Origin of the sequence: Agarivorans sp. JK6 (genome assembly GCF_045277145.1) — a bacterium.
Lineage (GTDB): Bacteria > Pseudomonadota > Gammaproteobacteria > Enterobacterales > Celerinatantimonadaceae > Agarivorans > Agarivorans albus.
Genome location: NZ_CP113525.1, coordinates 3560969 through 3586425, shown reverse-complemented (window position 1 = coordinate 3586425; position 25457 = coordinate 3560969). Strand labels below are relative to the sequence as shown.

Annotated in this window: 22 protein-coding genes; 13 read left to right on the top strand and 9 right to left on the bottom strand. The window is 44.9% G+C overall.

All coding sequences use genetic code 11. From position 1 onward, the window contains the following. Positions 1-41: 41 nt before the first annotated feature. From OV592_RS16565 to OV592_RS16555, 3 genes are all read right to left on the bottom strand, one after another. On the bottom strand, positions 42-1535 hold the full coding sequence (locus OV592_RS16565) for a carbon starvation protein A (protein WP_016400348.1): 1494 nt from the start codon (positions 1533-1535) through the stop codon (positions 42-44). 287 nt (positions 1536-1822) lie between these two features. Continuing rightward, a complete protein-coding gene (gene btsR / locus OV592_RS16560; protein WP_406609338.1) occupies positions 1823-2566 on the bottom strand; it encodes a two-component system response regulator BtsR in 744 nt (247 codons plus the stop codon). Further along, positions 2563-4263: a LytS/YhcK type 5TM receptor domain-containing protein gene (locus OV592_RS16555; RefSeq protein ID WP_406609337.1), complete on the bottom strand. Its 1701-nt coding sequence runs from the start codon at positions 4261-4263 to the stop codon at positions 2563-2565. Before OV592_RS16555 ends, btsR begins: the two co-directional genes overlap by 4 nt. Positions 4264-4513: 250 nt before the next feature. Between OV592_RS16555 and OV592_RS16550 the strand changes: the two genes are divergently transcribed. Together OV592_RS16550 and tyrA are read left to right on the top strand one after the other, a co-directional pair. Beyond that, complete coding sequence (locus OV592_RS16550) at positions 4514-5587, top strand: 3-deoxy-7-phosphoheptulonate synthase (RefSeq protein WP_040306856.1); 1074 nt, start codon at positions 4514-4516, stop codon at positions 5585-5587. A 13-nt stretch (positions 5588-5600) separates the two neighbouring features. Then, the gene (gene tyrA / locus OV592_RS16545; RefSeq protein WP_406609336.1) at positions 5601-6725 is read left to right on the top strand and encodes a bifunctional chorismate mutase/prephenate dehydrogenase; all 1125 of its coding nucleotides are present in this window, start codon (positions 5601-5603) and stop codon (positions 6723-6725) included. A 65-nt stretch (positions 6726-6790) separates the two neighbouring features. On the opposite strand, the gene OV592_RS16540 is transcribed toward tyrA, so the two are convergent. Then, complete coding sequence (locus OV592_RS16540) at positions 6791-7219, bottom strand: hypothetical protein (RefSeq protein WP_215426336.1); 429 nt, start codon at positions 7217-7219, stop codon at positions 6791-6793. A 349-nt stretch (positions 7220-7568) separates the two neighbouring features. On the opposite strand from OV592_RS16540, the gene prfB reads away from it, so the two are divergent. The 8 genes from prfB (at position 7569) to OV592_RS16500 (ending at position 18995) form a co-directional block, all read left to right on the top strand. Further along, a protein-coding gene (gene prfB / locus OV592_RS16535) for a peptide chain release factor 2 (RefSeq protein ID WP_215426335.1) occupies positions 7569-8667 on the top strand; the annotation gives its coding sequence in 2 pieces (ribosomal slippage) (positions 7569-7643 and positions 7645-8667; 1098 coding nt in all). A gap of 16 nt (positions 8668-8683) precedes the next feature. Then, positions 8684-10207 carry a lysine--tRNA ligase gene (gene lysS / locus OV592_RS16530; RefSeq protein ID WP_016400339.1) on the top strand — a complete coding sequence of 508 codons (1524 nt, stop codon included), beginning with the start codon at positions 8684-8686 and terminating at the stop codon, positions 10205-10207. 160 nt (positions 10208-10367) lie between these two features. Further along, the gene (locus tag OV592_RS16525) at positions 10368-10814 is read left to right on the top strand and encodes a DUF1499 domain-containing protein (protein ID WP_051147561.1); all 447 of its coding nucleotides are present in this window, start codon (positions 10368-10370) and stop codon (positions 10812-10814) included. Positions 10815-10919: 105 nt separating this feature from the next. Then, entirely contained in the window at positions 10920-11909 is a 990-nt protein-coding gene (locus OV592_RS16520) for a substrate-binding domain-containing protein (RefSeq protein WP_406609335.1), read from the top strand. Between the two features lie 78 nt (positions 11910-11987). After that, a complete protein-coding gene (locus OV592_RS16515; protein ID WP_406609334.1) occupies positions 11988-13412 on the top strand; it encodes a helix-turn-helix domain-containing protein in 1425 nt (474 codons plus the stop codon). Positions 13413-13562: 150 nt separating this feature from the next. Then, positions 13563-16217, top strand: coding sequence for an alpha-amylase family glycosyl hydrolase (locus OV592_RS16510; protein ID WP_406609333.1), 2655 nt, complete (start codon positions 13563-13565; stop codon positions 16215-16217). 174 nt (positions 16218-16391) lie between these two features. Further along, positions 16392-17138: a carbonic anhydrase gene (locus OV592_RS16505; RefSeq protein ID WP_406609332.1), complete on the top strand. Its 747-nt coding sequence runs from the start codon at positions 16392-16394 to the stop codon at positions 17136-17138. Positions 17139-17390: 252 nt separating this feature from the next. Continuing rightward, the gene (locus OV592_RS16500; RefSeq protein WP_406609331.1) at positions 17391-18995 is read left to right on the top strand and encodes a cellulase family glycosylhydrolase; all 1605 of its coding nucleotides are present in this window, start codon (positions 17391-17393) and stop codon (positions 18993-18995) included. Positions 18996-19054: 59 nt separating this feature from the next. Here OV592_RS16500 and OV592_RS16495 read toward each other — a convergent pair whose 3' ends face one another. Beyond that, positions 19055-19615: a DJ-1 family glyoxalase III gene (locus OV592_RS16495; RefSeq protein ID WP_406609330.1), complete on the bottom strand. Its 561-nt coding sequence runs from the start codon at positions 19613-19615 to the stop codon at positions 19055-19057. Further along, positions 19608-20531, bottom strand: a complete 924-nt coding sequence (locus OV592_RS16490) for a ketopantoate reductase family protein (protein WP_406609329.1) — start codon at positions 20529-20531, stop codon at positions 19608-19610. The genes OV592_RS16495 and OV592_RS16490 overlap by 8 nt, the downstream gene beginning before the upstream one ends. A gap of 121 nt (positions 20532-20652) precedes the next feature. Between OV592_RS16490 and OV592_RS16485 the strand changes: the two genes are divergently transcribed. The 3 genes from OV592_RS16485 to OV592_RS16475 all read left to right on the top strand — a co-directional run bounded on the left by OV592_RS16485 (position 20653) and on the right by OV592_RS16475 (position 22903). After that, positions 20653-21135 (top strand): YajQ family cyclic di-GMP-binding protein, encoded by a 483-nt coding sequence (locus tag OV592_RS16485; RefSeq protein WP_016400328.1) that lies wholly within the window; start codon positions 20653-20655, stop codon positions 21133-21135. Between the two features lie 191 nt (positions 21136-21326). Then, a complete protein-coding gene (locus OV592_RS16480) occupies positions 21327-21668 on the top strand; it encodes a YciI family protein (RefSeq protein ID WP_016400327.1) in 342 nt (113 codons plus the stop codon). After that, entirely contained in the window at positions 21665-22903 is a 1239-nt protein-coding gene (locus OV592_RS16475; protein WP_406609328.1) for an RNA polymerase sigma factor, read from the top strand. Before OV592_RS16480 ends, OV592_RS16475 begins: the two co-directional genes overlap by 4 nt. 8 nt (positions 22904-22911) lie before the next feature. On the opposite strand, the gene OV592_RS16470 is transcribed toward OV592_RS16475, so the two are convergent. Genes OV592_RS16470 through OV592_RS16460 form a run of 3 tightly spaced genes read right to left on the bottom strand, consistent with a single transcriptional unit; the run spans position 22912 to position 25454 of the window. After that, positions 22912-24270 carry an AmpG family muropeptide MFS transporter gene (locus OV592_RS16470; RefSeq protein WP_016400325.1) on the bottom strand — a complete coding sequence of 453 codons (1359 nt, stop codon included), beginning with the start codon at positions 24268-24270 and terminating at the stop codon, positions 22912-22914. A 27-nt stretch (positions 24271-24297) separates the two neighbouring features. Next, positions 24298-24876 carry a peptidylprolyl isomerase gene (locus OV592_RS16465; RefSeq protein WP_406609327.1) on the bottom strand — a complete coding sequence of 193 codons (579 nt, stop codon included), beginning with the start codon at positions 24874-24876 and terminating at the stop codon, positions 24298-24300. Continuing rightward, entirely contained in the window at positions 24873-25454 is a 582-nt protein-coding gene (locus OV592_RS16460; protein WP_406609326.1) for a YajG family lipoprotein, read from the bottom strand. Before OV592_RS16460 ends, OV592_RS16465 begins: the two co-directional genes overlap by 4 nt. Between the last annotated feature and the right edge of the window lie 3 nt (positions 25455-25457).

Genomic DNA, 25457 nt, shown 5'->3' with positions numbered 1-25457 from the left:
AAAATTTCAACACCAAAGATCAACAGACCCTAAGGATGTTATTAGGCTTCTTTGGCCGAATTTAGTTTAGTTATTTCGTCTAACTCTTCATCCAAATCGTCTTCACCAATGCCTTTTAGTTTGGCTATTAGCAAACCGGTAATCACTAAGGTAGTCACTACCCCTGCCACCGTCGAAATAGTCATTGGTAGCCCAAAGCCCAAGGTGCTTGAGTTTAGGATGAAGGTCACCACTACTGTTGTCATAAACATGGCGGGAACAGTGGTTATCCAGTGGAATTTGTCATTACGCAATAGGTAAGCGGTTGCCGTCCATAACATCATTACAGCGGTTGTTTGGTTAGCAAAGCCGAAGTAGCGCCAAATTACCCCAAAATCTACTTGAGTAAGAATGCCACCAATAATGAAAATTGGCAGGGCAATCATTAAGCGGTTTTTAACGGGTTTTTGAGACAGGTTAAAGTACTCTGCCAAAATTAAGCGGCTTGAACGAAACGCCGTATCGCCAGAGGTAATAGGTAAAATCACCACACCTAAGAAGGCTAAGATACCGCCAAATACACCTAGTAAACCAAACGATGCGTCGTAAACAACTTTACCAGGCCCACCGCTGGCAACCGCTGCTTGTAAACCTTCCATTGAATTGAAGAAAGACAGTGCAATAGCACACCAGATTAAGGCAATGACACCTTCGCCAATCATTGCACCGTAAAATACAAAGCGGCCATTTTTTTCATTCTCTACACAACGAGCCATTAACGGTGATTGCGTGGCATGAAAGCCTGAAATTGCGCCACAAGCAATGGTAATGAATAAGGCCGGCCATAACGGTAAGTCATTTGGATTCATGTTGGTGAACATTTGGCTTACTTCAAAGCTGCCCATAACTTGGTGCTCACTCGAGAAAGCCACTGCGGTAATTAGGCCTACCGACATAAAGATAAGTAATGCACCAAACAGTGGGTAGAAGCGGCCAATAATTTTGTCGATGGGCACGATGGTGGCAATGATGTAGTAAACAAAAATGATACTAACCATAGTGCCTAAACCAAGGCTGATACCAGCTTGGTCGTTAATAAGGTTAGTTAACATGCCTGCTGGAGCGGATACAAATACTACGCCTACCAGTAACAACAGCACAATGGCAAAAATATTCATGAAGTGGCGAGCACTTTTACCTAGGTAACGCCCAGATAATGCCGGTACCGATGCTCCGCCATTGCGAACCGACAGCATGCCTGAGAAGTAGTCGTGAGTTGCGCCAGCAAAAATACAGCCTACCACAATCCATAACATCGCCGCGGGGCCGTATAAGGCACCCATTATAGGACCAAAAATAGGGCCCACGCCGGCAATGTTAAGCAGCTGGATTAAATAAACTTTTTTCTTCGACATTGGCACAAAGTCCACACCATCTTGCTTCGCGTAAGCGGGTGTTTGTCGCTGTTCTTTAATGCCAAAAACCTTCTCTACAAAGGCGCCGTAAATGAAGTAGCCGCCGAGCAACGCTGCGACGCAAAATAGAAACCAAAGCATGTCATCCTCTCAGTACTTAGTTGTAATCAAGGCCAGTGTATTTATTCGCAAGTCGCTATTCAGTAGTCGCTTTGGTGAATGGTGCTATTTCTTGGTAAGTGGTCGAAATAGCACTTAAGTGGTGTTGGCTAATTTAACAATGCTGTAAGCCAAAGTGCTCTTTGATTGTTTTGAAGTAGCGACGGCTAACGACTAACTGTTAACTGTGCGCCACTATTAGTAAACAGCACCGTTTCTTGGCTAGTCGTTGAGATAGCACTTAAGTGGTGTTGGCTAATTGAACAATGTTATAAGCCAAAATGCTCTTTAATTGCTTTGAAGTAGCGACGACTTACCGGTAACTGCGCACCACTTTTAGTGAACAACACCGCACCGCCATTATCTTCTAAAGAGATTTCGGAAATGGCTTCCACGTTAACCAAGTGTTGGCGATGGCAACGTAACAAAGGGGATTTGTCTTCAAGTACTTTTAGCGTTAGCTGGGTATGGTAGGTGCCATTTTCGGTGGCAACATGCACACCGCTTATATCGCTTGAAGCATGCTCGATATCTTCTAAGCGGATCAGTTTTACTCGTTGTTGGTAATAACAGGGTATTAATCTAAGTTGTTGCTCTTTGAGCATGTTTTGATAAGAGTGATTGGAGGGCGCATCAGCTTCGGTTTGCTTGATGGAAGGCAAGCGCTCTTTTAAGCGTTTAATCGACTTACACAAACGGTCCGAGTCAATCGGCTTGAGTAAGTAATCTACGGCATTTTGTTCGAAGGCATCTAGCGCGAATTGATCGTAAGCGGTCACAAATACAATCGCTGGCGCGTTGTCGCTGTCAATCATATTCGCCAGTTCTAAGCCGCTAATTTGTGGCATTTCTATGTCTAAAAACAATACCTCGGCTTGCAGTTGCTTAAGGTGCTTTAAACACTCTATGGCGTTGCCAAATTGCGCGACGACTTCAATTTCAGGGTAGCTTTGTAGCATCTCCTGAAGCTCTTCTCTGGCTAAGGGTTCATCGTCGACAATGATTGCTCTCATTGGTTAGGCTCCTTGGGCAGCGAGATAATCACGCGGGTATATTGGTTTAGCTGGCATTCAACTTGCAACGCGAAAGACGCGCCAAAGGCATTACGTAAGCGAGTATCCACAATATGCATGCCTAATCCTTCGCTGGTGGCTTGCTCTGGTTTTTGATAGAGGCCAGCGTTGTCTTCAACTACTAATTGTTTCACCCCATTATTTACGCGGCTATAAATGGTTATTTCCCCGGTTTCTAGTAAATGGGCTGTACCGTGTTTAATGGCGTTTTCTACTAAAGGTTGCAAGGTGAATGTGGGTAATTCAAGCAGCATAAATGCTTCGTCGATGTCTTGTTTTATCACCAAACGATCGGCAAAGCGCACTTGCTCAATATGCAGATAAGCATTTACATGTTCTAGCTCGGCACTCACCAAGCTGGTTTGCTGATTGCGTTTTAAGTTAATCCGCAAGAACAAGGCTAAATCAGCAATGAGCTGACGGGCAGAGCTGGCGTCGCGTTTTACCACCGCGCTGATAGTATTTAAGGCGTTAAACAAAAAGTGTGGGTTAATTTGGGCGCGCGCCAGTTTTAGCTCAGCTTCGGTGAGTAGTTGTTGCTGTTGCTGAACATGGCTATCACGTAATTGTTCGGCAATCACCTTGGCAATACCTTCGCCTAAGGCGCGGTTAATGTGTAAAAACAAGCGGCGTTTCGACTCATAGAGTTTCACTGTGCCAATCACATCGTTCTCGCTGCCGCGAATCGGCACCACCAATGATGAGCCTAGTGGGCACTTATCGCTGGAGCTGCATTGATAAGGCTCTTCAACACCGTCGGCAAATACTACTCGGTTTTCGTTAATTGCTTGGTGAGTTTGTTTGGATGCAATAGGGCGACCCGCGTGGTGGTGATCACTTCCTAAGCCTTTAAAGGCTAAAACCTGTTGGGTATTGGTAATGGCGACCGCAGAAACCCCAGTTTCTTCATGAATGATATTAGCGATACGCACCGCATCTTGTTGTTTGAAACCTTGGTGAAAGATACCCACCATGCGTTGCGCAAGGTTAAGCGCTTTAGCTGAAGAATGACTACTAAATTTGTCATAAAGCCGGCGGCGGTCGCGAATCATCATCATGAATAAAGCGGCGCCAACAGAGTTGGCTAAAACCATAGGAAGGGCGATAACTTCTACTAAGGCTAGTGCCTGCTCAAAGGGTTTAGCAATCAGCAAAATTAATAACATTTGCAGGGTTTCGGCGATTAAGGTTGCAACAAATGCAATAGTGGGCGAAAACAAATGTTCGTTGTGCAAGCTGCGCCTGCGGATCCATAAATGAAATAAGCCGCCAACTAAACCTTCAAGCGTGGTTGAAACTGCGCAGGCCACGTCGGTAAATCCGCCCATAAAGTAGCGATGCATGCCTCCGGTAAAACCTACCAGCAAACCCAGCACTGGACCGCCAAACAAACCACCAAGCACGGCGCCAACTGCGCGAGTATTGGCAATGGCGTCGTCAATCGCCAAACCAAAATAGGAGCCTAGAATACAGAAGCCCGAAAACAAGCAATAAATGGTGAGCGTATTAGGTAAACGTGGCGACAGATTAGTAAGCGGAAGAAAGGCTGGCGTTTTACTCAGCAGGTAGGCAATGACCAGAAAAACGCTCATTTGTTGGGCTAAAGACAATAGCAGGGAAAAATCACTCAATATCATCAGCTATTAAAGCCTCGCTAGTTGGCGAAAGGATATCTGGCATTCACAGTAGATAGCAGCATATTAGCATACTGTTTACAGCAACTAATAGGACTTACCAAAATCGCTGGTAATGCTCTTAACAAGCTGGTAACGCTTGACCGCTTGCAAATGGTGCAAGCACTGGTATTGTGATGGGTTTCTATAATAATTAATCCCAAAATGGGAAAGGAAATGTGTGGCTAAATCCGCCACCGGAGTAAAAGAGCAAATGCAAAAAGATCCAATTAACGATATTCATATCTCGTCAGAACAAGTCCTTATCACACCAGAACAGTTACGCGAGAAGCTTCCTGCTTCTGATGAAGCATTACAATTTGTACTGCAGTCACGCAAAACTATCGCCGATATTTGCCACAAACGTGATTCACGTTTATTGGTTATTACTGGCCCTTGTTCTATTCACGATTTAGAACAGGCGAAGGAATATGCTTCACGCCTGAAGAAACTTCATGATCAATATAGCGATCGCCTATTTATCGTTATGCGGGTGTATTTTGAAAAACCTCGTACTACCGTAGGTTGGAAAGGTTTCATCAACGATCCTCACATGGATAACTCTTTTGATGTGGAAACTGGTCTTCACAACGCCCGTGAACTGCTAACTTGGACCGCCGAGTTAGGTTTACCAGTGGCCACCGAAGCGCTAGATCCAATTAGCCCGCAGTACCTATCAGAATTGTTCTCTTGGGCTGCTATTGGTGCACGTACTACCGAGTCACAAACTCACCGTGAAATGGCCAGTGGTTTGTCTATGCCTGTTGGCTTTAAAAATGGTACCGATGGCAACTTAGGTACAGCAATTAATGCAATGCAATCGGCTGCTCACTCGCACCGTTTCATGGGTATTAACCAACAAGGTCAAGTGTCTTTGTTGCAAACTCAAGGTAACCCAGATGGTCACGTTATTTTACGTGGTGGTAAACAGCCTAACTATGATTCAGTAAACGTGGCACTGGCTGAGCAAGCGATGGAAAAAGCTGGTTTAGCGCCTACTCTTGTAGTGGATTGTAGCCACGCTAACTCTAGTAAGAACCACGAACTTCAGCCTTTGGTTGCGGCTAACGTGATTAATCAAATTGAAGAAGGCAATAAATCAATTATTGGCTTAATGTTAGAAAGTAACTTGGAAGCGGGTAACCAGCCGAGTGAAGCACCTAAGTCAGCACTTAAATACGGTGTATCGGTAACCGATGCGTGTATTGATTGGGATGCAACTGCAACGTTGATCGACAAAATGTTCAACGAACTTGGCGACAGCCTAGCTAAACGCCTAGAAAAATAATAACGGAAACAACATGGTTCAAGCTCTAAATCTTTTACGTGATCAAATCGATGAAGTGGATCAACAGCTTCTAGATTTGCTACAGCAACGTATTCAGCTGGTTCATAAAGTAGGTGAAGTTAAAACCCAGCACGGTTTACCTATTTATGCACCGGATCGCGAAGCAGCCATGTTGGCTAAGCGTCGCGCCGAGGCTGAAAGCAAAGGTGTACCGCCAGCGTTAATCGAAGACGTATTGCGTCGAGTGATGCGTGAGTCGTATACCAGTGAAAAAGACAGTGGTTTTAAAACGATAAATCCTGAGCTTGGCAATATTGTTGTGATTGGTGGTCGTGGGCAACTAGGCCGTTTGTTTGTACAAATGTTTACTTTGTCTGGCTACCAAGTTGATGTAATTGGCAAAGAAGATTGGGATAAAGCCCCCGAACTATTTGCTACCGCCGGTTTAGTGTTGGTTTCTGTGCCAATCAACCTTACAGAGACAGTGATTGCCCAATTAGGTAATCTGCCTGAAAACTGTATCTTGGCCGACATCACTAGTATTAAGTCTGCGCCGCTAAACAAAATGTTGGCTGTGCACAAAGGCCCAGTAGTGGGCTTGCATCCAATGTTTGGTCCAGATGTACCAAGTCTTGCTAAGCAGGTTATTGTTTACGCCGATGGTCGTGGCGGTGAGCAGTACCAGTGGCTATTGCAGCAAATGGGCATTTGGGGCGCACGTTTACATGCCGTAGAAGCAGAAAGCCATGATAAAGCGATGACCTTGATTCAGTCTTTGCGTCACTTTACGTCTTTTGCTTATGGCATGCATTTAGCGCAGGAAGATGCAGACTTAAAACTGTTACTAGACTTAAGCTCTCCGATTTATCGCTTAGAGCTGGCCATGGTTGGACGCTTATTTGCCCAGTCTCCTGATTTGTACGCCGATATTATTATGGCATCAGAGCAGAGCACTGCGATGATTAAGCGTTATCACCAACACTTTGGTGAATTGGTTGAGCTGGTAGAGAATAAAGATCGCGCAGGTTTTATTGCGTCTTTTGAGCGAGTGAGTGACTGGTTTGGTGATTACTCGCAAGAGTTCTTAAAAGAAAGCCGCAGCCTATTACAGCAAGCTAACGACAGCCGACGCTCTTAGGTTTTGTAGTTAGTGATTAGCCAGCCCTAAGGGCTGGCTTTTTTATGCACTTTATTAGTTTGTTTTTATAGATGATCTTCGAAAGCCGCTTGCTGTTCATATTCAGCAATTTTTTGTTTTAACCAGCTCAGCGCCTCACCCTTATCAGTAAATATTTGTACCGTTTCCCCTGCCTGTATATATATTTGGCTTAAATGCCATTTAGCGAGCTCTGGTACGCTGGCGTGGGTAAGGATTAAGGCGGTGGCAACTCGACCACGCTGTTTTTCAACTTTTAGCCACTCAATTAATTGGTTTGCTGCATCTTCGGTATAAAAGGTTTCTCCATGAAATGTGGCTAAAACTCCCCATGGCGAATCTAATAACTGGTCTAATATAGGAGCTGCAGCACCGCCGCTTTCTTCCATTTGTTCAAGATTCCAAGGACCTGTGCCCTCAATCTCCATTATCTGTCCATTAAGTGAAAACTCAATAGAACCATGTGCTTCTCGCAATGCCGTCTCCCACAAACACTAAACCGACGAAATTGTATTGGCTTGTTAGTTTAAGTTAATGCTAGATCTCCAGTTCAGCAAGTTTCAGTTAACGAATTCGACTAATTTATAATCCCAACAAAATTGAAAAAAAGCTGAAGCTGTTAACAAAAAGCCGCTTTGGCATTAGCTATAAAGCTCCTTAGTTTATGGAAATACTGGCAAATTGTGGGTTAGCTAAAGCTGCGATTCACCGAGATAACAAAAAAACTGGTTTATTTAGCCTATTCATTGCGCCTAACTATGTTTATTCCCCGCTATATTGGTTAAAATTGCGCGTTTTTGGTACTTCGACGTAGGTCATTGCAGGATGTTTGAAATTAATTCGGTGAACAACTCACTAGCAGATATTAAAGAGCGCACAGAAGTGCTCCGGGGGTATCTTTGACTACGATGCAAAAGCAGAGCAGTTAGAAGAAGTCAGTCGCGAATTAGAACAACCAGAAATTTGGAATGACCCAGCGCGCGCGCAAGCCTTAGGCAAAGAACGCTCAGCGCTAGAGTTGGTGGTAAAAACCATCGACAACCTTACTCAAGGCATCGAAGATGTTGCTGGTTTGGTTGAGCTGGCGGTGGAAGCAGAAGATGAAGAAACCTTCGAAGAAGCTCAAGCCGAAGCCGAAGACTTAGTTAAACAATTAGAGAAGCTTGAATTTCGCCGTATGTTTGCCGGCGAGATGGATGAGAGCGATTGCTACATCGATATTCAATCTGGCTCTGGTGGCACCGAGGCTCAAGATTGGGCCAATATGATGCTACGTATGTATTTGCGTTGGTGTGAAGCCCACCAGTTTAAAGCTGAGTTAGTTGAAGTCTCTGATGGTGATGTTGCTGGCATTAAAGGCGCAACGATTAAAGTAAGTGGCGAGTATGCTTACGGCTGGCTAAGAACAGAAACCGGCGTGCACCGTTTGGTACGTAAATCTCCCTTTGATTCTAGCGGGCGTCGTCATACCTCGTTTGCATCAGCGTTTATCTACCCAGAAATTGATGACAGTATTGAAGTAGACATTGACCCAGGTGATTTGCGCATTGACGTATACCGAGCCTCAGGCGCGGGTGGTCAGCACGTAAACAAAACCGAATCGGCGGTGCGAATTACCCACTTGCCTACCAATACAGTGGTGCAGTGCCAAAGCGGTCGTTCGCAGCACAAGAACAAAGACGAAGCGATGAAGCAGCTTAAAGCTAAGTTGTTTGAGCTAGAGTTGCAAAAACAGAATGCCGAGAAAAAAGCGGCGGAAGACAATAAGTCGGATATTGGCTGGGGCAGTCAAATTCGATCTTATGTATTAGATGATTCAAGAATTAAAGATCTTCGAACCGGTATTGAGAACCGTAATACTCAAGCCGTGTTAGATGGTGATTTAGATAAATTTATAGAAGCTAGCCTTAAGTCAGGGCTGTAACGAGCAAGGTTTTCACATGTCGGAACAAACAGAACAAAGTCTGGAACAAGCAGCACAAGAAGAAAATAAACTGATCGCAGAGCGTCGCGCTAAGTTAGACAAAATTCGCGAAACTTGCTCGGCTAACGGCCACCCAAATGACTTTAAACGTGAGCACCTAGCTGACGATTTACAGCAGCAGTTTGGCGAACAATCTAAAGAAGATTTAGAAGCAGCCGGTAACGTAGCCGCTATTGCTGGTCGTATTATGGCTAAGCGTGGACCATTTTTGGTGATTCAAGATGTATCGGGTCGCATTCAAGCTTACGCGCCTAAGCCGGTGCAAAAAGAGCTAAAAGAAATTGGTGGCTTAGACATCGGCGACATCATTGGTGTTAAAGGTGCGCTGCACAAATCAGGTAAAGGTGACCTTTACGTGAACATGGACGAGTATGCTTTGCTAACTAAAGCCTTGCGTCCATTGCCAGAGAAATTCCACGGTTTAACCGATCAAGAACAGCGTTACCGCCAGCGTTATGTTGATTTGATCGTGAACGACGATTCACGCCAAGCCTTTATGGTGCGTTCTAAGTTGGTAGCCGGCATTCGCCGCTTTATGGAGTCTAAGAACTTTATGGAAGTGGAAACGCCGATGATGCAAGTGATCCCAGGCGGCGCTACTGCACGTCCATTTATCACTCATCACAACGCGCTAGATCAACAGATGTTCCTGCGTATCGCACCAGAGCTTTACTTGAAGCGTTTAGTGGTAGGTGGCTTTGAGCGCGTATTCGAAATTAACCGTAACTTCCGTAACGAAGGCCTGTCGCCGCGCCATAACCCAGAATTCACCATGATGGAATTCTACATGGCCTACGCCGATTACAACGATTTAATGGATCTAACCGAAGAAATGCTGCGCACTGTAGCAGTTGAGGTTCTAGGTTCTTCTTCTATGCCTTACGGCGACGAGACGGTGGAGTTTGCTGGTAGCTACCCACGCTTGAGCATGTTGCAAGCGATTAAGCAGTACAACCCAGAGCACGCCGATATTCAAGCTTTAGATTACGACAAAGTGCAAGACCGCGAGCACATGGTTAGCATTGCTAAATCAGTTGGCGTTGAAGTAGAGAAGTTCTGGACGTGTGGCCAGCTACTTGAAGAAATCTTCGGTGAGACTGCTGAGCCTAAGCTAATTCAGCCAACCTTTATTACCGAATACCCAGCAGAAATTAGCCCGCTAGCGCGTCGTAACGACGACAACGCCTTCATCACTGACCGTTTTGAGTTCTTCATCGGTGGTCGAGAAGTGGCTAATGGCTTCTCTGAGCTTAATGATGCAGAAGATCAAGATGCGCGCTTTAAGGCGCAGGTTGAGGCTAAAGATGCTGGCGATGATGAAGCGATGTTCTACGACGCTGACTACATCACCGCTCTAGAGCACGGCCTACCACCAACGGCTGGCCAAGGTATTGGTATTGACCGCCTAGCGATGCTCTTCACCAACACGCACACTATTCGCGACGTGATTTTATTCCCAGCGATGCGTCCTCAAGCTTAAGTTCACAAATAAGCTATTAAAGGCCATACACTTTTTATAGTGTGTGGCTTTTTTTTTGTGCTTTTTCGTTATAGTAGCGATAACGAAGGCTAAGCTCATTGAGAGTAAGCTTGGTTTAGTCAAAAGTAATTAGCGTAATTAAGGGAGAAAGGTAGTGAAGATGCTGTTGTCTGGAATAGTAGTGATTGTACTGGTTATAGTTGGGTTTATGGTTTACAAAAACCTTAGCACTCCAAGTGACCTAGGTTTGCAATCGGGTCGATTGGCGCCATTAGCCAGTTCTCCAAATGGGGTGTCTAGTTATGCCGAAGGCGATAAAAAAGTAGCTGCCTTGCCATTTAAAGCCGATTTGAAAAGCACCCAACTAGCCGCCTTACGCGCTTTTGCTCATATGCCAAATAATCAAGTCATTAGCCGAGACGAGCAATATGTACACGCGGTTTTTTATAGTCCAACAGTAGGTTATCGCGATGATGTAGAGTTACACTTCGACCAAGCCGAGCAGTTAGTTCATTTTCGTTCTCAATCGCGGGTTGGCTACTCCGATATGGGTATAAATAATCAGCGATATCAAGAGTTTGCTAAGTTATACCTAGAAGCGGAATAATTACCATAAAAGCGTGAGCCAAGTTGCAGTTAGCGCAGCTTGGCTTTACCTAATGGACTTTATTGGCTTAGCTTAAGGGTATTCTCATTGGTAGTTGGTGATGCCGTGAAAGCATGTCTGTTTAGTCTGTTGATTCTTGTAAGCTGTCAATCTCTTGCAAATGAAGTTTCCTCAAAACCCCGTTTTTTAGTGGTTCCCAAAACCGTTACTAACCCCTTTTTTGATGATGTTGAGAAAGGGTGTTTGCAAGCAGCAGCAGAGCTAGATGTTGAATGCGTGTATATTGGCCCTGAAGAGGCCGATGCACGTTACCAAGACCAAATTATTTCTCAGCAAATTGAGCAAGGGCTCGACGGTATTTCGGTATCGGTCATTAATTCTCGGGTGCTTACTCACCGCAGTATGCAATTGGCCAAGCAAAACCAAATCCCCGTGGTTACATTTGATTCTGATTTTTCTGAAAAAGCCTTGGCTGCCGATCCCAAACTACGACATAGCTACATTGGAACCGATAACTTTCAGTTTGGCTTTCAGCTAGGGCGTTTAACCCAAGCCTTAAAGCCACAAGGAGGTTCGTTCTGTATTATTACCGGACACAAGGGCGCAGCCAATTTGGTGGAACGTATAAGCGGGGTGTATGCTGGCTTGGGTTTTAACAATAACAGCGGTAAAAGTGATTTATGGGAAGAGCTTAGTCGCTGCCCCATCTATTCCGATGACGAGGCTCAGCGCTCATTAAATAATCTCGATAGAATGCTACGTTTACATCAATATGAGCCGAAGTTGCTTGATGTAATTATTACTGTTGGTGCATGGCCACAAACTTTGGAGTTTAAATACTCAGATGTTGTGTCGCCGCATAGTGATAGTTTAGCGTCAAAGCGTTTATTGCTTATTTTTGGCGACACCCTCGAAGTACAAAAGCGCTTATTAGCCCAAGGCTTAGCACATGGCAATGTTGGCCAGTCGCCTTACGATATGGGCTACCAATCGATTTATACGCTGTATAGCATTCACCAAGGTAAGACCGTAGAACCGTTAATACACACCAAGCTGGAACGTTGTGTATTTGGTCAAATACCTATGTGCCAGTAAACATGCTTACAATCTTTATATTGATAAGCTAACCAGCTTGTTAGACACTGGCGAAAATTTCTACACTAGATCAATTACTTGAATCAAGCTCCAGTCATTTCTGCCTTAGCCAAAAAACTTGGTCATTCCCACTTGCAAGTAGCGGGTGAATACTGGCACTTGGCCGATGTATTGTGTTTGCAATCGATGTTGTTGCTGCATGCTCCTTCACTAAAAGAGGGCTTGGTGTGGTGGAGTAAAAGCCTCTCTTTGTTTGATAGAAGTGTTTATGTTGAGGTGAGCGATGATAAGCAAGGTTTAACCCTAAGTTTACAAACCCGTGATTCACAAGTGTTGCCTGCTTGGAGTGAACTACTGCTAGATAATCTGTATCAGCAGCTGCAGCAATTCAACAATCCACTGATTACCTGCCATTTTAGTGGCACAAGTTTGCAGGTGGCTGCCAAAGGGCTTCCGCTTAGCTTACAGGCTAAATCGGCGAGCCACAGTTTTGCTAAAAAAGTATATTCACTACTATTGCATCAATCGATTGAATCGCCAGACTTACAGCTACAACTAAAACGCTCTATTCAACGTTCACTTGATAAGCCACTAAACCTAGAGCTTGTGGCTAAAAAAATTGGTTTGTCGACGCGTACTTTGCAGCGGCGTTTAGCCGAGAAACAGCTTCATTTCTCTCAGCTAGTTGAAGATGAGAAGAAAACCTTGGCGCTAAATTTGTTAGCCGATACCCAGTTGCCTATTTCTAGTATTGGTTTGCGTTTAGGTTATGACGACCCCTCTAACTTTCATCGTTCGTTTCGTCGCTGGTTTAAGTTTACCCCTAGTTTTTATCGCCAGCGTTGTGTGCAAAATCGCAGTCAATTAAGAGCGCAGCCAGTGCGTTTACATTATGCGCGTGGACCCATAGGCGAGGCCGAGGAGTTACATACTCAAGAAGGTCAAGTTTGGTTAGAAGTGGATAACATTGCCTTCGAAAAAGTAGTGACGGTTGAGTGTAAAGACAGGGATGGCATATGGCGCCATTACCCGGCATTTTTTGCCGATTTTTTAAGTGATGGCACCGAGCTTTGGTCTACCGCCAACCTGCCGGTTGCTCACCCCTTATGTTTTCGTCTGCGTTATGAAGTAGATGGAGAAAGCTATGTGGATGATAACCAACAGCGGGATTACTTAGTCAGTGAACGTTTGCTACTGGGCACTCCGGCCTATATCGTGCCCACTCTTAGCATTATTAAAACCGGTTTTGCCTACCAGTTGTTTATTGAGCTTGCTTGCCAATTAGTGCAGGTCAGCAAAATACTTTGTTATCTGGGAGAGCATTCTCAGCCACTGGCGCTGCAGCAAGTGAGCAGTAATAAGCAATACAGTATTTGGACCTTATCCAGCCCTTTTCCGGCCCTCGCCGAGCATTGCCGTTTTAGAGTATTTGACCAACACGATAACGAATTAGCTGAGCAGCACTACCCGCAGCGCTATCAATTTGTTCCTCCATTGTTATAAGCCATAAGCTTACTCTCCAGAAATAGCTACTAAGTTCACAGAATGCTTTAGCTGGCATGCTGCTGCGTATTATTTGGCGCCAAGTGACACTACGCGCCATGAGTGTCTGGCTTATTGTTCTCCGCAAGATAACTCATAAAGGAATGAAATATGTTGCGGGGAAGAAATAACATACTAAAACCATTGAATATAGTGGCATTATCAGTTGCGGTGGCGTTAAGTGGCTGTAATTCCGATGAACAGCAGAGTGAAACTACCGGAAGTCATGTGGCATCACCGGAATGGCAAGATCAAATTATCTACTTTTTAATGATTGATCGCTTTAACAATGGCGATCCTAGTTTGAGCGATCAAGGGCAGGGGGAGTTTGACCCAAGTTCAGACAAAAAATTTAGTGGTGGTGACTTAGTAGGCATAGCCGACAAGCTAGATTACATTCAACAGCTTGGTGCCACATCGGTTTGGCTAACGCCACCGGTTGCTAACCAGTGGTGGGATAATGAGCAAAACTATGGTGGTTACCATGGCTACTGGGCGAGAGATTTTCAAAAAGTTGATGAGCACTTTGGTGATTTGACCAGCTACCAAGATTTAGCGCGAGAAATCCACGGCCGCAATATGTACCTCATTCAAGATATTGTGACTAACCATGTAGGAAACTATTTCACTTATGATCAACCTTGGGAATACGACTCAAGCTTGCCATGCCAAGGGTTCCGCTTAATAGATAGCCCCTTAGTTGAAGGGCAAGAACTACCTTATCCCTTAAACCAAAATAACTGTAATGAAGATGGTTCTGGGATCTACCACTGGACGCCAAGCATTAGCGACCATAACGATTCTATTCAGGAGAAAAACTGGCAGCTGTCTGATTTAGATGACTTAAATACCGCTCACCCGGAAGTGCGTGCTTATTTGAAAGAAAGTTATAGAAAATGGATACGTGAGGTGGGGGTGGATGCTTTTCGTATCGATACCGTCAAGTTTGTAGAGCACGAGTTTTGGACCGACTTTTTACATGCCGACGATGGAGTAATGGCACAAGCAGAACAAACAGGGCGGAGCAATTTTCTTACCTTTGGTGAAGTATTCGAGAGCTCAAGTGCTTATAACACCGAAGGTGAGCAAAAAATGCTGAGCTACCTAGGGGATGCAGATAACAAACAGCTGGCATCCTTACTTAACTTCCCCTTGCAAACCACCATGACGCGAGTATTTGCTGCAGGGCAACCTACCGATTATCTAAGGTTTCGTATAGAAAAAATGATGGAGCTATTTCCTAATCCATACATTTTGCCCAACTTTATCGACAACCACGATATGCCGCGCTTTTTGTCGCAAGCTAGCCAAGCTGATTTAAAACAAGCGCTAATGACCATGTTAAGCATTCCGGGCATTCCGGTGATTTATCAAGGCACTGAACAAGCAATGAGTGCGAGTCGAGACGCGATGTTTGAGGGAGGCTATCGCGAAGATGGTGAGTCGCTCGACTCCTTCGACAGCGGCAGCGAGATGTATCTGTTTATTCAGCAATTGGCGACGCTACGTAGTAATAATCCTGTGATGACGCGCGGAGATATTAAGGTGTTGGCTAGCGACAAGTCGGGTGCCGGTGTATTTGCATTTACTCGTCAGTTAGCGGAGCAAGAAGTGCTGGTAATAATGAATACCGCTAATCAACCCATGCTGTTAAACAGGTTGGATCTAGAGCAAGCAGAAGGCACGGTATTTGAACAGCAAATTCAAGCCAATTGGATACAAGCACCAGCAGGTTTAGTGGTGGATGCAAACGGTGAAGTAAGTGTTGAACTGCCAGCAAAAGCCGCGGTGTTGTATTTTAAAACGAATACTATTGCGGAAGTAGATACTGCAAATTTGGGCATCAGCCTAGATGAGGATTGGACAAACCGAGTGATTAGCGCAGATACCCAGATAACTGGCCGCGCTCAAGCAAATGCTCAATTGCAATTGGTGGTGAACGGAAACTTAGCCACAGCAACAGACATACAAGTTGATTCGCAAGGGCAGTGGTCGGCCATGTTATCAACTCGACATTTCGCGATTGGTGAGCAGCAGCATCGTTTTGCTATTTATTCAGCCGAAGAAAAAGCAGGTTTAGCCGACGTGCATTTCACTTCAGATTTAGCTTGGTCTGATACACCTGATCTAAGCATTGATGATAGCAACGATGTGCAAGAAGGAACGGGTGGTCCTAACGGCAGTTACTCGTTGCCAGGTGACCCTAGCTTTGACAAGGTAAACAGCCAGCTAGCAATTAACCAAGCTGAAGTGTACTCCGTAGGAAGCAATATTCGACTTAAACTCACCATGGATAAGCTCACCGATACTTGGTTGCCACCAAATGGTTTCGACCACGTAGGTTTTACCGTGTTTATTGATTTACCCGAAGACCAAGGGCTTAGCGCTACCGTTCTACCAAAAATTAATGCCAACATGCCTACTGGAACTTGGAGCCGAAATGCGGTGATATTTGGCTGGCAAAGCTCTATATATAACGCTCAAGGTGCCGATGCGGATAATTGGGGTGAAGCAGTAACACCTGCACCAAAAGTGACTGTAGATAAGGCTCAGCAAGTCATCTATCTTGATTTTGCAAGTGATTCTCTTGGAAGACCAAATAGTTTAGACGGTATCCGTTTTTACCTTTCTACCTGGGACTTAGATGGTTTGTCTGCTGTTTATAGACCACTTGCTGAAGATGCTGGCCCGTGGAATTTTTCTGGTGGCGAGGCTAACCAAGAAAAGATCTGGGATGAGTTGCCTATTATCACTCTTAGTGAATAAGCCACATTGATGATAAAGCCTTCAATGAGTAAGGCTTTATTTACAGCTAAATTGTAATAAATTCAGTGTGTTTCTTATTTTTATTGATCTTGTTATCAATAAATTGATAAAACCTTTTTTCCGTTTATGCTCATCGATTTTTGCGATGGGCTTTTTACATTCAAGGATCTAAGGATGAATAAGCAACAACTGAAAAGTGTAATGATTAGTGCTGTATTAGGTTTTTCGGGCAGTGTATTGGCAGAAGGCAATGGGCACTGGGGCTATTCTGGTCATCAAGGGCCTGAGCATTGGGGTGAGTTAGCCCCCGAGTTTAGCCTTTGCGCAAGCGGCAAAAATCAATCACCTATTAATATTGCTGGCACAACCAAAGGTGAGCTGCCAACTCTGGCGCTTAGTTATAAAGCCGCAGGCAGTGAAGTCATCAACAATGGGCACACTATTCAAGTGAATTACCAGCCTGGCAGCAGTATTAGCCTTGCTGGGCATAGCTTTGAGTTAAAACAGTTTCATTTCCATTCACCCAGTGAAAACACCTTAAAAGGAAAGTCATTCCCGCTGGAAGCGCACTTTGTACATGCCGATGAAGATGGTCACCTAGCGGTGGTGGCAGTAATGTTCGAGCAAGGAGATGAGAACCAAGAGTTGGCAAAAGCGTGGGCGAAGATGCCTAAACATGCTGGCGAGCAAGCAGCCTTGCTTGACGCGGTTGATGGATTGGCGCTGTGGCCAAAGAGTCACGAGTACTACCGTTTTAATGGCTCATTAACCACACCGCCGTGTAGCGAAGGAGTAACTTGGTTGGTGCTAAAACAACCAGTTAGTGCTTCCGAGCAGCAAATTCGAGACTTTACTGCAGTAATGAAACACCCCAACAATCGCCCTGTTCAAGCAATTAATGCGCGGGTCATTGTTGAATAAATCCGCTAATAGCAATATGCCGGGGCTTTAGTTCCGGCAGTCTCACTGAACGCCAAAATATTCTTTAGATTTAAAATAATACAATTAGTCAATGGCTGGTTTTAAATTTTGCCTAAAACTAGATCTGTATTGATGTATTTCGTGAAATCACTATGAAACCACTATTCGTTGAGTTATTTCTCTGACTATTTATCTATTGTTTATTTTGTTAATAGTTTTATTTGTCATTAATTGAAAAGGAGCGTCACCGATATGAACATTAGTACTTTAGAAAAACTCAACAATAGTAAGCGTGTTAACCCTATTTCTCGATTAAGTCTTAGTGTAGCGGCGGGCTTGTTGGCCTTGTCTAGTTTGCCTGCAGTGGCAGGTTTTAGTACCTCAGGTACTCAACTGCTAGACGCTAACGGGCATGAGGTAATTATGCGCGGGGTAAACCATGCTCACGCTTGGTATAACTATCGCCAAGGCGCGTTTAGAGACATTGCTGAAGCTGGCGCAAATACTGTGAGGGTGGTGCTAAGTGATGGTCAGCAGTTCGCTAAAAACGATGCAGAAGACGTGGCCAAAGTGGTTAAGATGTGTAAGTTAAATCGCTTAGTCTGTGTGCTTGAAGTGCATGATGTCACAGGATCAGGTGAAAAAGCTGAGGCTGGCGATTTACAAACCACAGCTGCTTATTGGGTGGAACTTGCAGATGTGCTTAAGGGTGAAGAAGACTATGTGATCATCAACATTGCTAACGAACCCTTTGGTAACAATGTACCTGCAGAAACCTATGTAAATGAACATAAAAAAGCGATAACAACGCTACGAGATGCTGGCTTTACCCACACCATAATGATTGATGCGGCAAACTGGGGGCAAGATTGGCAGGAGATTATGTTAGACAATGCCACAGAGGTTGCTTCTGCAGATTCGTTAAACAACATTATGTTTAGTGTGCATATGTACCAGGTTTACCAAAACCGCGAGAAGATCGAGTCCTACGTATCTACCTTTTTGAGCCGCCACAACATGCCACTAATCGTGGGTGAGTTTGGCATGGATCATCAAGGTCAAGATGTGGATGAAGATGCTATTTTGGCGGTGGCCGAAGAATATAAAATTGGCTACTTAGGTTGGTCTTGGTCGGGCAATACTGCGCCGGGTACATTTGAACTAGATATGACGGTGAACTTCGATGCCAGTAAACTCACTACTTGGGGCAAACGCCTAATCAATGGTGAAAATGGTATTAAACAAACCTCGGTTCTTGCTTCTGTATTTGATGGCCAAGAGCTACCGGTTGTTCAACAGTGTGATTTTTACGGCACCATTGTGCCTATTTGTTTATACGAAGATGCCGGACACTCTCAAGAAAATGGCGGTAACTGTGTGGGTTACACGATGTGTAGCGAAATTCCTGCAGGCTCGGGCGGCATAGTGGATGGTCCTGTAGACCCAACAGACCCAACAGACCCAACAGACCCAACAGACCCAACAGACCCAACAGACCCAACAGACCCAACAGACCCAACAGACCCAACAGACCCAACAGACCCAACAGATCCTGTTGATCCTAATGCTGCGTGTAAACATGTAGTGGTTAACTCGTGGGAAGGTGGTTTCCAAGGTGCAGTGGTTATCACTAATACTGGCAGCGAACCCATCAATACTTGGCAAGTTAGCTGGGCGTATAGTGATGGTTCAAGCATAAGTAGCTCTTGGAATGCCGAGCTAAATTCTGCCGAGGGATACACCGCTTCTAACCTTGCTTGGAATAGCACTATTGCTGCTGGGCAGTCGGTTGAATTTGGCTTTACCGGAACAGGCGCGGGCGTGGCTAGCGCGGTAACCGGTGGCGTTTGCCAATAGTTGCCGTTATTTAAGTAATAAAGCCATGTTATGCATGGCTTTTTTCCTTAAGTTTGGATTTAAGCAAGCACCATAGGAGCTGCCACTTGGTCGGCGCTATATTGATCTTTTAGTTGAGCAATTAAGGCTAGGCTGAATTCAATGGCTGTGCCGGGGCCTTGGCTTGTGATGAGCTTATGGGGTTGATCAACCACCACTCTATCTAGACTTAATTGATTTTGCGGTAGCTGCTGTTGAAAGTCAGGGTGGCAAGTTACTGCGGCATCACCCAGTAAATTATGCTCTGCTAGTACTACAGCAGGAGCTGCGCAAATTGCAGCTAACCATTGCTTCGCTTTACGTTGCTTAAGCATGGCAATGAGTGATTCACAGTCACGGAAAGCCTCACTACCGGGAACACCACCGGGTAATACCAACATGTCGTAGTTTGTAGCGTCTATTTCACTAATGTGTATATCGGCCATCAGCTTAACGCCGCGAGAGGCAACAATATCTAAGCGTTTGTTGGCTTCTATACTCACTACGTCTACGATAATCTCGGCTCGGCGTAATACATCGATGATGCTTACGGCTTCAATCTCTTCACTGCCAGAGGCTATAGCTACCATCACTTTAGTCATTGTGTTTCTCCAATCGCTGGATCTGTTGCAGCATGTATTGATTATGTGGGCAAGCCAATTGATGTTTCGCAGCTTGCTTAACTATATAACCATTAATGTAGCCTATTTCACTAAGGCGTTTGTGGTGTATGTCTTGCTGCATAGAGGAAAAGTTATTGGCAGTTGCTTTCGCTACCTGCAACACCGTTTTGTGTAGGTCTTCGGCACTTAAATCAAGCTGTTCGGCAGCGGCTACTTGGCTAACTTCGTCGCAAAGTGCGGCAATATCTTTGGCAAAACGTGTATCTAGCAGTTCGCCGTTTCGGCATTGGTGCAAGGCAGTGAGAGGGTTAATGCAGCAATTGATTGCCAGTTTTCGCCACAGAGCGGGGTAAATATTGTCTTGCCAACTTGCGCTTGGCAATGCTTGTTCAAGTGCCATCAAATCTTGCGGCTTTGCGGCGTTTTTTAGGTAAGGCCCAACAACCAGCTGACCCAAACCAGTGTGTTTTAGTTGTAGTTGGGTATTAGTCTTTTCTTGAATAAGCGAGCCATGAGTATTACTGGCTAAATACAACTGCTGGGGGGCTAGTTTATCTACGATCTCATGGTCTGCGCCCATCCCGTTCACCACTAGCATGAGTTTGCAATTGTCGGCTAGCTTAAACGCAGACAAGGCTTGTTTTACTTGGTGGGCTTTTACGCATAGCAATAACCAACGGCAATTAGGTAAGTTGCGAAATACCTTTAAGTTGTTTGTAATTACGCCATATTCAAGGCTATCAAGTTGCAATGTTAGGTCTTGATTATGCTTTAAGCGTGAGTCAACAAAACACACTTTTTGTTGTTGATGGCTCAACAAGCTGGCCAGTAAGCCACCTACGGCGCCCGCGCCAATAATGGCAAAGTCGTAATAGGGTTCTGTAGAAACAGTCATAAATAGACTCACTAATCTAACAAAATTGGCGCTAGCGTTACCGCAAGCGATACTCTTTTAGTGGTAACGGGATATAATGCAGCAATTTTCGCATAAGGCCAGATTTTAGGGGAGAGAAAACATGCCTTCATTTGACATTGTTTCTGAGATAGATGCTAACGAAGTTCGCCATGCTTGTGATAATGCGATACGTGAACTGGAAACGCGTTTTGATTTTCGTGGTGTAGAAGCCAGCTTCGAATACAAAGATGAGTCAATTAAGATGACTGCCGAGGCTGAGTTTCAGTTACAGCAAATGCTGCATATTTTGCGTGGCACTTTAGTAAAGCGCTCGGTTGATGCTAAGTCGATTGATTTAGCCTCGGTAACCCGTAGCGGCAAAACCCACTCTCAAGTGGTTAACTTTAAAAACGGGATTGATCAAGCCACCGCTAAAAAAGTGGTTAAGCAAATCAAAGATGCCAAGCTAAAAGTTCAGGCCTCTATTCAAGGTGAACAAGTGCGTGTTACCGGCAAGAAACGCGATGACCTGCAAGCGGCAATGGCTTTGGTACGTAGTGGTGAATACGACCAACCGTTCCAGTTTAATAACTTTCGCGACTAAGGCTGTATAGCCAAGGTTTGTTGTACTGCATAAACCGCCATCTGGCGGTTTTTTTGTGTCTGGTGCTTATCTCATAAACTTTTTAATAAAACTTTCCCACCAAGTGTCCAAGTTTATATTTGTTAAACGTCATTACTATGTCGGTGAAATATGCTTCACTGATTAGATAGCAATTTTAATGGAGTGAAATAATGAGCAATAAACAATATATGTGTTTACTTCGCAGTGACTCGGGCGGCTGCGAACAATTATCTGCCAGTGACATGGAAGTGATGTATGCCAAATTTAATGCTTGGCAAACTAAATTTGCTGACAACATTGTGGATATGGGCGGTAAGTTGGGCAGTGAAGGGGCGGTGGTTAATCGTGATGAAGTAAAAGATGGCCCCTTCATCGAAGTTAAAGAAATTGTTGGTGGTTATATGTTGCTTACTGCCAGTGATTTGTCAGAAGCTATTGAGGTGATTAAAGCGAGCCCTATGGTCGAAAACATGGGAACCAATATTGAGCTTCGAGAAATAAGCAAACCTTGAGTTCCCGCGGACAAGTAGAGCATCTATTTCGCCACGAGTATGGCCAACTCGTGGCGTTATTGGTTCGTCGTTTTGGCTTTGAGCATTTTGAGCAAGTAGAAGATGCGGTGCAGTGGGCGATGGCCCAAGCGCTTGATACTTGGTTGAAACAGGCCGTGCCAGACAAACCCTCTGCTTGGCTCTATCAAGTGGCACTGCGTTACCTTTTGTCGCAGTTTCGCCAACAGCAAAGCCATGCTAATTTGCTAGCCCAAACTGAAGAGCCACAAACTGAAGTACTGGTAGAGCCGCCACTTAGTGGAGAATTAAGTGACGCATTATTACGAATGTTGTTTGTTGCTAGCGATGAGGCTTTAGCGGTGGAGTCGCAACTGGTTTTCACTCTAAAAAGCTTGGTGGGGTTTAGCATTAAAGAAACCGCATTGCGTCTATTTATTAGTGAAGCCAATGCTTATAAGCGCTTTAGTCGTGCTAAAAAACACCTACAACAGCAGCCCTTGCAGCTAGACAGTTTAAACGAGCAAGACATGCAACGGCGTTTGCCCGCAGTGTATCGGGTACTGTATTTACTTTTTACCGAAGGCTATTTGTCTTCTCATGAAGATTTATCTATTCGCCAAGATTTATGTGAAGAGGCAATTCGTTTAACTGGGTTGCTAAGCCAACATGCCTTGGGCAATCGGCCCGAAAGCTATGCTTTGTTAGCGCTTATGTATCTAAATACAGCTAGGTTGCCCGCGCGACAACAAGCGGGGGAGCTACTGCTGTTGCAAGAACAAGATCGTAGTAGCTGGAATCAGGCACAAATTGCTATGGGCTTGCGTTGTTTGCAGCGCTCGGCACAAGGTGAGCAATTGTCTCGCTACCATATAGAAGCTGGCATAGCGGCAGAACACTGCTTGGCTTCTTCTTTTGAGCAGACTCGTTGGCATAAAATAGTGGAGGCTTATCAGTTGCTAGAAAAGCTGGCGCCTTCACCCTTTCATATTCTCAATCGAGCAGTAGCGCTAGCGCAATGGCAAGGGGCAAAGGTTGGCTTGGCAGAGCTGGAGAGTTCTCAAGTTCCTAGTTGGCTGAGTCGTTCCTATCATTGGTATGCAGTATTGGCAGACTTACAATTTCGCAGTGGAGAACAGAAACTGGCAGAGCAAAATGCCCAGCTAGCACTAGAGCAGGCCCCTAGCGCTACGATTAGGCGTTTATTAAGTAAGCGCTGGCGCTTAATTGCGCCTTAAGATAGCGCTTAAGTTTGTTTGCTGGATTCGTTATGTGCCAATATCTTGGTGAAGTAGCCTTTCAAGCTGAGTAACATGATTAAACTTGGCACAACCATCACCGCGGTTAAGATGAAAAACAGCGGCCAAGATTCTAAATAATCTGCCAAGCTGCCGCTGAAAGAGGCGAGCGTGGTTCGGCCTAAGTTGCCCAAACTGGCAAGCAAGGCGTATTGAGTTGCCGAGAACGCTTGGCCAGTAAGCACCGTTAAAAACGAAACAAAGGCTACTGTGGCAAAGGCACTGGTAAAGTTATCGACAATAATGGTCGCTAAAAATAGTTGTTCATCTGGGCCGGTTGCGGCAATCCAAGCAAACATTAAGTTACTGCTAGCCATAGCAATACCACCTAATATAAGCCCTTTAATAATGCCAAAGCGTACATTAAAGGCACTGCCAACAATGGTGAATAAAACCGTTGCACCCCAACCAATAAGTTTAGAGTAATGGCCAATTTGTTCATTACTAAAGCCTACTTCGCGGTAGAAGGTAATTGACATGCGGCCTAAGAAGGCTTCGCCAATTTTGAATAGAAACACAAACAGCAACAAGGTTATGGCTACACGCACCCCGTTGCGGCGGAAAAAATCTAAAAACGGTTCGGCAACCGTTACCGTTAACCACGCCACCAAAGGTGATTTAGTACCAAGGTATTGGGCATGGCGCGCTTCGGCTTGTTGTTGCAAAGCTTCACGGTTGCTAATAGGTTCTTTCACTAACACGGTAAAGAGCATGAGTAGTGCAACAATAAAGCACATGCCTAAATAGACACCATTCCAACCTATGCTGTCGGCGTTAATAAATGCCAAATACCCCGGCAGAGAATAGCCCGTCCACCAACCGATTACCGCCATGGCCGAGGCTTGCGGTAAGCGATGTGAATCGCTATTTGCAAAGGTATCGATACGGTAAGCATCAATGGCAATATCTTGGGTGGAAGAGGCAGTGGCGATGCACAAGGCCAGCAGCGAGGTAAAGACCAAGCTGTTGGCGGGGTCAAACTGGGCAATGCCAAAGGTACACAGCAACACGATACTTTGGCATAAAAATATCCAACTTCTACGTTGGCCGAGCCAAGCATGTAAAACGGGAAGTTTTACCCTATCAACTAAGGGAGCCCATAAAAAATTGATGGCATACACGGTAAATACCGAGCCAAAAAAGCCAATGGCTGAGCGTGACAAACCAGCGTCGGTAAGCCAGCCCGACATATTAGAACCAATTAGTACCCACGGAAAACCGCTGGCACAACCGAGCATAAATACCCAAAGCAATCGTTTATCTAAATAAGAACGTAGGGTCTGAGACCAATTTAGCGATGAGTTCATTTATAGCTCGGTTAAGTTGTGGCGAGTTTACGGTTGGCTTTCGTCAACAATGACTACATCTTCAATAATCACTTTTTCCATAGGAACATTGCGCATGCCAGGGATAGGACCTGTTTTAGTTGGCTTGCTTACAATTCTATCCACTACTTCCATGCCCGAAGTGATCTCTGCAAATACCGTGTAGCCATATTTATTTGCGCTGCCGTCTAAATAGGCATTATCGATAACGTTGATGAAAAACTGACGAGTAGCACTGTGTGGGTCGTTAGTGCGTGCCATAGCAACGGTGCCACGCTTGTTGCTCAAGCCGTTTTTCGACTCGTTTTCAACTGGGCGATAAGTATCTACTTTTTCGTAGTTAATGGAGTAGCCGCCACCTTGCACCATAAAGTTAGAAATGGTGCGGTGAAATAACGTACCTTTAAAGCTGCCGTCTTCTACATAGCGAAGGAAGTTAGCGACAGTTTTTGGCGCAGCTTCGGCATTCAGTTCCATTTCAAATTCACCTTGGTTAGTGATGAATTTTAAGGTTTGTGCACTAGTGCCAAGACTTAATGTAGCGAAAACACAAGCCACCAAGGTGTTACGGAAAATGCCCAAGTTCATAATTGATACTCCAATACTTCAATAAGTTGCGGGTCGTTAGCGATTTGTGTCAGTAGTTCAGAAAGCTGTTGGCTCATGGCTTCGCTTTGCTTGCTTACGTTGACAGAAAACGCACCTTCATTAGTGTGGGTGGAACGAAATTGTTTGCTTAAGGTTTTGTGAGGGGTGTCGATAGTCACCTTTAAACGCATAACAGAACTGGCGGCATGTTTAACGCTGCTTTCTTCTACTTTGTTGGCCAATTCTAGAATATCGATGGTAATTAGGTTTGGTGAGTCTGGCACAAAACCAATGCCTTGTTGTTGCCAAGCACTCGAGAGCTGTTGCTCGATGTTTTGACGCAAATTGTTGCCGCTTGAAATCAGCTGGGCTTGTTCTTCACCTTCTTGGTGAATGCTAATTAAAAACCGGTTACTGCGTAAATCTTGAGATTTTATTGCAGCAATGATTGAGTGTTGAGCCGAATTATTAACCTCAATGCTTGGGGTTAATGCGACTTGCTGCGGTTGGCTGCTGCAGGCGCTAAGCCCTAATACGCCGCTAATTAGCAAAGCGGGTAATAAAAACTGAGTTTTCAAGTT

What these genes read in the sequence shown, in the direction of transcription:
- btsR (WP_406609338.1), bottom strand. Translation starts at nt 2,566, where the DNA reads ATGAGAGCAATCATTGTCGACGATGAACCCTTAGCCAGAGAAGAGCTT.
- OV592_RS16470 (WP_016400325.1), bottom strand. Translation starts at nt 24,270, where the DNA reads ATGAACTCATCGCTAAATTGGTCTCAGACCCTACGTTCTTATTTAGAT.
- tyrA (WP_406609336.1), top strand. Translation starts at nt 5,601, where the DNA reads ATGGTTCAAGCTCTAAATCTTTTACGTGATCAAATCGATGAAGTGGAT.
- OV592_RS16485 (WP_016400328.1), top strand. Translation starts at nt 20,653, where the DNA reads ATGCCTTCATTTGACATTGTTTCTGAGATAGATGCTAACGAAGTTCGC.
- OV592_RS16465 (WP_406609327.1), bottom strand. Translation starts at nt 24,876, where the DNA reads ATGAACTTGGGCATTTTCCGTAACACCTTGGTGGCTTGTGTTTTCGCT.
- OV592_RS16555 (WP_406609337.1), bottom strand. Translation starts at nt 4,263, where the DNA reads ATGATATTGAGTGATTTTTCCCTGCTATTGTCTTTAGCCCAACAAATG.
- OV592_RS16505 (WP_406609332.1), top strand. Translation starts at nt 16,392, where the DNA reads ATGAATAAGCAACAACTGAAAAGTGTAATGATTAGTGCTGTATTAGGT.
- OV592_RS16495 (WP_406609330.1), bottom strand. Translation starts at nt 19,615, where the DNA reads ATGACTAAAGTGATGGTAGCTATAGCCTCTGGCAGTGAAGAGATTGAA.
- OV592_RS16525 (WP_051147561.1), top strand. Translation starts at nt 10,368, where the DNA reads ATGCTGTTGTCTGGAATAGTAGTGATTGTACTGGTTATAGTTGGGTTT.
- OV592_RS16550 (WP_040306856.1), top strand. Translation starts at nt 4,514, where the DNA reads ATGCAAAAAGATCCAATTAACGATATTCATATCTCGTCAGAACAAGTC.
- OV592_RS16510 (WP_406609333.1), top strand. Translation starts at nt 13,563, where the DNA reads ATGTTGCGGGGAAGAAATAACATACTAAAACCATTGAATATAGTGGCA.
- OV592_RS16490 (WP_406609329.1), bottom strand. Translation starts at nt 20,531, where the DNA reads ATGACTGTTTCTACAGAACCCTATTACGACTTTGCCATTATTGGCGCG.
- OV592_RS16500 (WP_406609331.1), top strand. Translation starts at nt 17,391, where the DNA reads ATGAACATTAGTACTTTAGAAAAACTCAACAATAGTAAGCGTGTTAAC.
- OV592_RS16565 (WP_016400348.1), bottom strand. Translation starts at nt 1,535, where the DNA reads ATGCTTTGGTTTCTATTTTGCGTCGCAGCGTTGCTCGGCGGCTACTTC.
- lysS (WP_016400339.1), top strand. Translation starts at nt 8,684, where the DNA reads ATGTCGGAACAAACAGAACAAAGTCTGGAACAAGCAGCACAAGAAGAA.
- OV592_RS16480 (WP_016400327.1), top strand. Translation starts at nt 21,327, where the DNA reads ATGAGCAATAAACAATATATGTGTTTACTTCGCAGTGACTCGGGCGGC.